At 59.7% G+C, this 8457-nt stretch carries 6 protein-coding genes; 3 read left to right on the forward strand and 3 right to left on the reverse strand.

Going from position 1 to position 8457, the window contains the following annotated elements; translation table 11 throughout:
* Both IRZ31_RS18055 and IRZ31_RS18060 read left to right on the forward strand, forming a co-directional pair.
* On the forward strand, nucleotides 1-502 hold a 502-nt coding region (locus IRZ31_RS18055), incomplete at its 5' end, for a carbohydrate ABC transporter permease (protein ID WP_297156206.1).
* Nucleotides 503-692: 190 nt separating this feature from the next.
* Nucleotides 693-2078 carry a glycoside hydrolase family 5 protein gene (locus tag IRZ31_RS18060; RefSeq protein ID WP_297156208.1) on the forward strand — a complete coding sequence of 462 codons (1386 nt, stop codon included), beginning with the start codon at nucleotides 693-695 and terminating at the stop codon, nucleotides 2076-2078.
* A gap of 262 nt (nucleotides 2079-2340) precedes the next feature.
* Here IRZ31_RS18060 and IRZ31_RS18065 read toward each other — a convergent pair whose 3' ends face one another.
* The gene (locus tag IRZ31_RS18065; protein ID WP_297156210.1) at nucleotides 2341-4608 is read right to left on the reverse strand and encodes an FdhF/YdeP family oxidoreductase; all 2268 of its coding nucleotides are present in this window, start codon (nucleotides 4606-4608) and stop codon (nucleotides 2341-2343) included.
* A 120-nt stretch (nucleotides 4609-4728) separates the two neighbouring features.
* Complete coding sequence (locus tag IRZ31_RS18070) at nucleotides 4729-6000, reverse strand: OFA family MFS transporter (protein ID WP_297156212.1); 1272 nt, start codon at nucleotides 5998-6000, stop codon at nucleotides 4729-4731.
* A gap of 822 nt (nucleotides 6001-6822) precedes the next feature.
* On the opposite strand from IRZ31_RS18070, the gene IRZ31_RS18075 reads away from it, so the two are divergent.
* Nucleotides 6823-7878 carry a class I SAM-dependent methyltransferase gene (locus tag IRZ31_RS18075; protein WP_297156214.1) on the forward strand — a complete coding sequence of 352 codons (1056 nt, stop codon included), beginning with the start codon at nucleotides 6823-6825 and terminating at the stop codon, nucleotides 7876-7878.
* Nucleotides 7879-8052: 174 nt separating this feature from the next.
* Here IRZ31_RS18075 and IRZ31_RS18080 read toward each other — a convergent pair.
* A partial coding sequence (locus IRZ31_RS18080) for a cellulose binding domain-containing protein (RefSeq protein ID WP_297156216.1) occupies nucleotides 8053-8457 on the reverse strand: 405 nt, incomplete at its 5' end.

The raw sequence follows: 8457 nt of genomic DNA on the forward strand, positions 1-8457 counted from the left end.
GTTCCTGCTGGGCCTGGCGATCCCCTTGCAGGCCGTGATCATTCCGATCTATGCCATCATCAGTAGCATGCACATCTATGATACGCTCTTTGCCCTGATCCTGCCCTATGTGGCCTTCGGGGTGCCGTTGTCGGTGCTGGTACTGGTGACCTTCATTCGTGATATTCCTGCCGAGCTGCATGAGGCGATGCGCCTGGATGGGGCCAGCCATCTGCAGATTCTCTGGCGGCTGGTCATTCCGCTCTCGCGCCCGGCCTTAATCACGGTGACCATTTACGAGTCGATCCAGGTCTGGAATGGGTTCTTGTTCCCTCTGGTCTTGACTCAAAGCCCAGAGGTGCGTGTCTTGCCGCTCGCCTTGTGGAGCTTCCAGGGACAGTATGCTGCCGACGTGCCAGCCATTATGGCGGCGGTCTTCCTCTCGGCGGTTCCAATGCTCTTGCTCTATATCTTTGGTCGGCGGCAGCTGTTAACGGGCCTGTTGGCTGGTTTCAGCCGCTGAAGCGACCTGACAGACAAATGAGCGGCGACCGCAAGGCTGGGTTGCCGCTTGTAGGGCTGGTGTGATGCTAGCAGCCGCCTTGCTCGCCGGGGCTGCTGGGCGAAGGTGGCACGGCGGGGGAGGCCGATGAGATAGACAGGCGGCTGGTGCAACCCGGCTCGCTATCACCATGAGAATAAGAAAGGATAGCATGACATCAGGTATGCTCACTACGCAGGGGTCACAGATTGTCAACGCTGAGGGCCAGCCCGTGATCTTGCGCGGCGTTGGCCTGGGTGGCTGGATGAACATGGAAAACTTCATTACCGGCTATCCGGCCAACGAGGAAGCGCAGCGTGAAGCCTTATACAAAGTGCTCGGCCCCGAGAAATATCGCTTCTTCTTCGACCGCTTCCTGGAGTACTTCTTTGGTCCTGAAGATGCGCGCTTCATTGCTTCGCTCGGGCTGAATCTGCTGCGCATTCCGATTAACTATCGTCACTTTGAGTCTGATATGGAACCCTTTGTTATCAAGGAAGAGGGTTTCCAGCATTTGGACCGCGTAGTCAATCTCTGTGCGGAGCAGGGGATTTATACCATTCTCGATCTGCACGCTCTGCCGGGTTACCAAAACCAGGACTGGCATAGTGATAATCCGACGCATAAGGCGCTGTTCTGGAAGCATCGCCATTTCCAGGACCGGGCGGTCCATCTCTGGCAGGCGCTTGCCGGCCACTATCGTGACCATCCCTGGGTGGCGGGCTACAATCCAATGAATGAGCCTGGCGATCCCACGGGCGAGCTGATCGGGCCGTTCTATCGCCGTCTTTACGAGGCTATTCGGGCGGTCGACCCTCACCATATCATCTTCTTCGATGGGAACCGCTATTCACAAGATTTTCACATGTTCCACGAGGTCTGGCCCAATACAGTTTTTACGGCCCATGACTACGCCGAGCCTGGCTTCATCCACGGTGGTCCTTATCCGGGCTATACCGATGGCCAGTACTTTGATGCCAGCGTCGTCGAAGAAGTCTTTCTGAAGCGCACAGCCTTCATGCGCGAGAAAGGCAGCCCGATCTGGATCGGCGAGTTCGGCCCAGTCTATCCTGGCGAGCCGGAGGCCGATGCCATGCGCTATCAGTTGCTGCGCGATCAGTTGGAGATCTACCAGCGCTATGGAGTGAGCTGGTCCATCTGGACCTACAAGGACATCGGTCTTCAGGGCCTGGTCTATACCGCCCCCGATTCTCCCTGGAACGAGCTGCTGCGCCCCTTCCTGGAGAAGAAAGCTCGCCTCGGCGTCGATACCTGGGGCACGCTGGATACTCACATCCGACATATTATGCAACCTCTGGAGGAGACCTTTGCGCGTGAGTTCCCTGACTATGCTCCTTTTCCGTTTGGGGCGGGCTGGCTGATTCGTCGGCTGGTGCGTCACATTCTGTTGGCGGAGCCGCTGCTGGAGGAGTTCGCCGCGCTCTTTGCTGGTCTCAACGAGGCCGAGCTTGATCGCCTGCTGCTGTCGTTCCGCTTTGAACAGTGTATCCAGCGAGAACCACTCAAAGACATTCTGAGGGAGTATGCTTGTCGCTAAGCGAGTAGACGAGAGGAGAGAACACGGGCGGCTGCCAACTGAGCAGATTGCTTCCCTTTGAGCACCGCGGTACCCGACCCTGGCTCCCTTTCCTGGAGAGCCGTGAGGCTCTCGCCTTTGCCTCCTGTCCCCGGGAGGAAGAACGGGCGGCTGTGACCTGTTGTGCGGGTTGCAGCCGCCCGCCTTGCTCTCTTGATTGCTGCTGACCCGCTGATCCTGGCGCAGATCAGCGGGTGATGTTCTGCAGATGAGCTGCGGCTAATCACTGGTTTACGCTGCTTGCAGCGGCCAGGGCAGGCGTCGCCAGTGGCACGATCTCGACAAGAGCGTTGTAGTCGGGCATGCCGGCGGCAGGATCACAGACACGCCGGCGCAGCAGCACATTGCATTCCGGCCAGAAGGCTTGCACGTTGCGCGGCTTGATCTCGTCAATGAAGATACGACACTGCATGCTCTGGCCATTGTCGCTTTTGACCAGCACACTATCGCCGTGTCGCAGGCCCAGGGCGGCAGCATCTTCGGCAGAGATAAAGAGGCTGTCGCGCGGCGCCCCACTCATGGTGTCCTTTTGGCCGTAGATCAGACTGTTGAACTGCTTGCCGCGACGAGTTGAGAGCATGAAGCGTCCCTCGGGCAGGTTCAACTCAGGCGGGCGCAGTACAGAGAAATGGGCCTTGCCGTCGACAGTCTTGAACTGGCCATCGCGGTAGAGAACGCGCCCGCCGTATTGCACCTGATCGCCGGGCTGGCGCAGACGCTCGATTCCCGCGTAAAGCGGCATCACGCGCGCAATCTCCTCGCGGATCGCCTGAGCATTGGGGAAGACAATACGCTCGCGGCGCTCCGGATAGACACGGGCGGCGACCTCCTGGAAGATTTCCCACTCGCAGCGCGCCTCTCCGACGCGCGGCCCGGGAATCTCGGGTGTGAAGATAATGCGCCGCTCGGTACTGGTCTCGGTGCCGCCTCCTGGCTGCTCATAGCGCGTTTGGGCGGGTAAGAGCACAACTGTATCCGCGGGATCAACCAGCATCTGACTGGTCACAAAGATGTCCTGGTGCACACGCAGCGGAATGCGCTCCAGAGCCTGGCGCACATAGTCTGGATCGGGCAGGACCTCCAGGAAGTTGCCGCCGCTGCAGTAGAGCACGTCGAGATCGCCGTCGTAGGCGGCGTCGATCATCTGGACGGCGCGCAGCCCGGTTCCCTCTGGTACCTCGAAGCCCCAGAGCTGGCTGAAGCGCTCGACATCGGCAGGGTTGTTGACAGAGGCCCCACCTGGCAGTAAGTCGGGCACAGCACCAACCTCGGCTCCGCCCTGGACGCCGCTGTGACCGCGAATGGGCACCACGCCGCAGTGCTCCTTGCCGACCCAGCCCTGCGAGAGGGCCAGATTGACCACGGCCTTGACATTGTCGACGCCGAAGGTGTGCTGAGTCAGGCCCATGCTCCAGATCAGGATGCCGCTGCGCGCCTGGTGGATCACCTCGGCGAAGCGGCGCATCTCGTCACGCGGCAGGCCGCTGTAGCGCTCTAGCGTCTCCCAATCCTGTTGGGCCAGCTCGGCTTGCAGCTCTGGCCAGCCCACCGTGTGGCGGGCGATGAAGTCGTGATCAACCCAGCCTTGTTCGATCAGATACTTGAGGGTGCCGTTGAGGAAGGCGATATCCCCACCCGTCGAGACCTGGAAGAAGTCGTCCATCAGCCTAGTACCCATGACGGCGCTCTCGGGGACCGAGGGCACCCAGTAGCGCGTCAGGCCCGGCTCCTTGTAGGGGTTGATCACGGCGATCCGTGTGCCTGCCTTCTTGGCATAATAGAGGTATTTGGTTGTTACGGGCTGATTATTGGCAATATCACTGCCAAGTAGTATCAGCAGATCGGTGCCGATCCAGTCTTTATAAGAGACCGAGGAGGCACCGACGCCCAGCGTCTGCTTGAGGGCGACCGTACTGGGAGAATGACAGACGCGGGCGGCATTATCGATATTGTTGGTTCCCAGGAAGCGGGCCACCTTCTGGGCGACGTAGTAGACCTCGTTGGTGATACCGCGCGAGGTCAGATAGAAGGCCAGGCGATCCGGACGGGTAACGCGGATGCGTTCGGCGATCAGATCGAGCGCCTCGTCCCAGGAGACGCGCCGGAAGCCGCTTTCACCACGACGTCGCACCATCGGATAGGGAAGACGACCAAGCTGGCGCAATTGGGGACTGGAGAGCTGCTTGAGGCTTTCTAAATCGTCGGTCAACCGCTCCCAGGGCATCGCTCCCATTGTATTGAGCTGTAGAAGATTGAGGCGGATGGTGCACAGGTGGATGCCGTCCATCGTCCAGTCGTGCATGCCGTAGGTGCCGAGAGCACAGCCGTCGCAGCAGCCGCGTGTCAGAATGCGCCAGGCGTAGAGCGGATGGCGCCGATTCTGCCAGAAGGTGCGCGCGATCTCAGTGAAGTGATGGGGCTTGCGCTCGCCCAGGCCAAAGGGCTTCCAACTGGCCCACAAATGCGGTGCGATGAGCTTGTTTGCAGCCATAGCCTCGCCCTTTCTCTTGTCATGATAAAGCGTAGTGACGCTCTCTTACTGCCAAGGATCGAAGCCTGTACAGAGGCAGGAGCAATGGAGGAACACTTGCCTTTGCAGGGCAGAGCCAGCTTATGCCGGAGCTGCCTCGCCCGCGGCCTCGATGCGTGGCGGGCGCGTGAGGAGCGGCAGCAGGAAGCTCAGGGCCATAATGATGGCCAGAGCCACGAGCGCCACGACGTAGCCACCGGTGCGATCCTTGACCTGGGCGATCAGAATCGGCCCGAGCACGCCGCCGGCGCTCCAGGCAGTCAGCATCAGACCGTAGATCGAGCCGGAATTTTTAGGGCCGAAGTAGTCCGCTGTGAAGGCTGGCATGGTACCGAAGCCGCCGCCATAGCAGAGGGCTACCAGCAGAGCCGGCACTAGAATGATGGCGAACGACTTAATAAAGGCGGCCATCAGCAGGAAAAGTACGATCTGCAGGGCAAACATGATCATGAAGACCTGACGGCGCCCGATCAGGTCGGAGAGCCAGGCCCAGACAAAGCGTCCGCAGGCATTGAAGATAGAAATGAGGCTGACAAAGAGCGTGGCCAGGGCATCGGGAGCACCGCCGCCCAGGGCGATTTGTTTAGCCTGAGAGATCATGGCGATGCCGGCGGTCACGTTAAGCGCCAGAATGCCCCAGAGCGCATACCACTGCCAGCGCGTCAACGCCTCGCCCAGACTAAAGTCGCGGCTGGCCCGCTGGGAGATTACCTGGGCGCTGGGGACCCAGCCAACGGGACGGTAGCCCGCCGGAGGATTGGCGTAGAACTGGGAAGCGATGCCGATGAGGATCAGGTAAATAATGCCGAGGGTCATGAAGGCTGGACCGATGCCGTGGGCCTGGACACCTCCGCCGAAGGCGCTCATGAGGATAGGCCCTACTTGCGAGACGATCACCGCCCCGCCGCCGAAACCGAAGACAGCCAGGCCGGTCACCATGCCACGCTTATCAGGAAACCACTTGACCAGGGTCGCTACGGGCACAATATAGCCGAGCCCCATGCCCAGGCCCCCAAGCACTCCATAGGCCAGGCAGAGGAGCACTAGCTGATTGCCAGTAAAGCCAGCCAGGAAAACACCTAATCCGTAGCAGACAGCAGCGGTCGTTCCCACAATACGCGGCCCGACACGGTCCATCCAGAAGCCTCCGATGGCCGCGGCAATGCCTAGAACAAGAATGGCGATCGTGAAGGGCAGCGTTGCCTGCGTGTTATCCCAGCCATAGAGTTTTTGCAATTGGGAGGAGAAGACGCTCCAGGCGTAGACGGAACCGAGCGCGAGCTGCATGACAATGGCAGCGATGACAATGATCCAGCGATTGCGTACCTGCGTCGTCGAGGTTGCGGTCGCCATAAGCTCATCCTTTCTGGCCGCTAGTCTCGCCTACTAGCAGCCTTGCTCTGCTCGTCTGGCTGCGATGCCAGACCTGCTTGCTCACCGTTGCCGGTTGCTCATGACTATCAGTCAATACGAACCTGAAGGGAAATAGCGGCTTGCCGGCTGAGCTGACCGGGCGCGAGAGCCGACGCTGCCCAGGGGTGGGTGCAGCGTATGCCAACATGTGGCTGCCCGGCAGAACGCCAGACATTGCGACTCATGGTCGACGGCTTCGTGAAAGGTCCTCCTCTGTGGCCTGTGGTCAACCAGACCGCTGTGGTGAAGGAAAGGAACGGGCCCCAGGCTGCTTGCCAGGCATCAGAACCGGTCTGCCATGCGCACAGATGCGCTTGCTGAATACCAGCGCCAGGCCGAGATAGGTACCTTCTCCCCTCCCTCTTCTGCTGGCTGGCTCGCTCGCTCGCCTCATTCAGCTTATCGGGCAGAGACAGAAGTCTGCCCCTGATGATGCCAAAAGCTTCAGAAGAATGGGAGAAAGGACCTATGCCTGCTCCGGGCTTGGCACTTGTACGCTGCAGAGAAAGCCTCAGTGGCCCGTGCTGAGGCTCTCAGCGCCCGGTGCTTCACACTGGAAGCAGAGTACTGAGGATCTGTGATAGTATATGCTAAGTATACCAGACTTCCGTGAGCCAATCAAGTCCATCTCCGCTTGATCTTCGAAGATCTACTGTAGTATTTAAGCTAATATTTCTCTCTATAAAGAATCAATTGCCTGGCTGCAGGCAAAGCAACAGGCGGCCTCTCAGAGGAGTAGGGCCAGAAATCAAGGAGGGAGGGGTGACCATCGACAAGAGCAGGGATAGAGAGAGAAGCGAGGGAGAAGGACGGTCAAGTAGAAAAGCGCGTCGTCTCCAGGCCGTCAGAGCAGGAAATCTGCGCGTCCTGGCTCTGGAGGGCGAGCATGAGCGGGAGCTACTCGAACGGCAGCTGTGGCGTCAGGGCTGGAGCGTCCGACGAACGTTCCATTTTCTTCTCGCCTGGCGATCGAAGGCGTTGGAGAAGCCTGTTCCGGCGGAGCGGCTCCTTGCCCATTGGCTAAGCGAGCAGGAAAGCGACAATCGGCTCGTTGATTATCTTCAGCGGGAGCTGGTGAGTATTGGCTGGCTGCAGGACGAAGCCGACTTTAGTGCTGCCCTGAACGCTCTCGTCGTCTCCTTTGAGCCAGCAAGGCCCTTGCGGGCCTGGCGCCTTTTTGCTCTCAATACCTTCACCCAGCTCAGTGAGCGGATTGCTCAGGCTCCTGCGTGTGTGGCGACCGGCACTGAGAACACGGAGGACAGCGAGACCATCGCCTCCTTTGCGGCCATTTATCGTCGTCTCTTCTCTCTGTTGCAGGGAAGTAGCTTGCTCGATGTTGGCTGTGCCTGTGCCTACTGGCCGCTGCTCGTGGCCAAAGGTGGTCACTGCCTGCCGGGGCCGATCGTCGCTGTCGATCGACGGGCTGAGGCCCTGCGCTTATCAGCGCTCCTGGCCGAGACTTTGGGGCTGGCCGCTCAGCTGCGCTTTGAGCAGCAGGACCTTTGCCTGCCGGCCTTTCTCCGTCTGGGACAGTTTGATACCGTCACCGCTATTCACCTTCTGGAACATCTGGAAGAGAGCCAGCTGCCGCTAGCGCTACGTCAGCTGCTCCAGGTCACCCGTCATCGCCTCCTGATTGTCGTTCCCTATGAGGAGCAGGCTCAGATCTGCTATGGGCACCGTCAAGTCTTCTCAGCTGCAAAACTTCAGTTTTGGGGACAATGGTGTCTGGAGCAGCTTGAGGGGAGAGCCAGCTACTGGTGCGAGGACCTCCTTGGAGGGCTTCTTGTGATCGAGCGCCATCAGCAGCCTTAGCGGGCAACGCTTGGTGAGAGGCCAGCAGCTGATCAGGAAGCGAACTAACAAAGAGCGGAGCAGACTCAGGTAAGAGCCTGCTCCGTTAGGAGAGCGGAGTCCGCGCGGCGGAGCCAGACCAGGGTACGGCCAGATTCCGGCCAGGCGGACTGACCATTGAAGGAAACGGAGGCGCTAGACGATTGTACAGGCAGTTCCGTTCAGATAGAAAGCTGTTGGTGATGGATTGCTGCCGCTCCAGGTGCCATTGAAGCCCGGGTAAACCGACGAGCCTGGTGCAATCGAACCGTTGTAGCTGGCGTTCGTAATCGTCACCTGGCTCCCTTGCTGCGAGAAAACCCCATTCCAGCCCTGAGTCACCGTCTGGTTGCCGGGGAAGGTAAAGGTCAATGTCCAGCCATTAATCGTTGTTGTCCCCGTATTGGTCACCGTCAGGTTGGCCGTGAAGCCACCTGGCCACTGATTAACGGCGTAGTGGACGCTACATTTCAGCCCGGCTACAGGCGTTGGGGTGGCGGTAGGGGTCGGTGTTGGGGTAGGAGTAACTGCCGCAGTAGGGGTTGGGGTCACCGTCGGTCG

Origin of the sequence: Thermogemmatispora sp., assembly GCF_019683635.1 — a bacterium.
Classification (GTDB): Bacteria; Chloroflexota; Ktedonobacteria; order Ktedonobacterales; family Ktedonobacteraceae; genus Thermogemmatispora.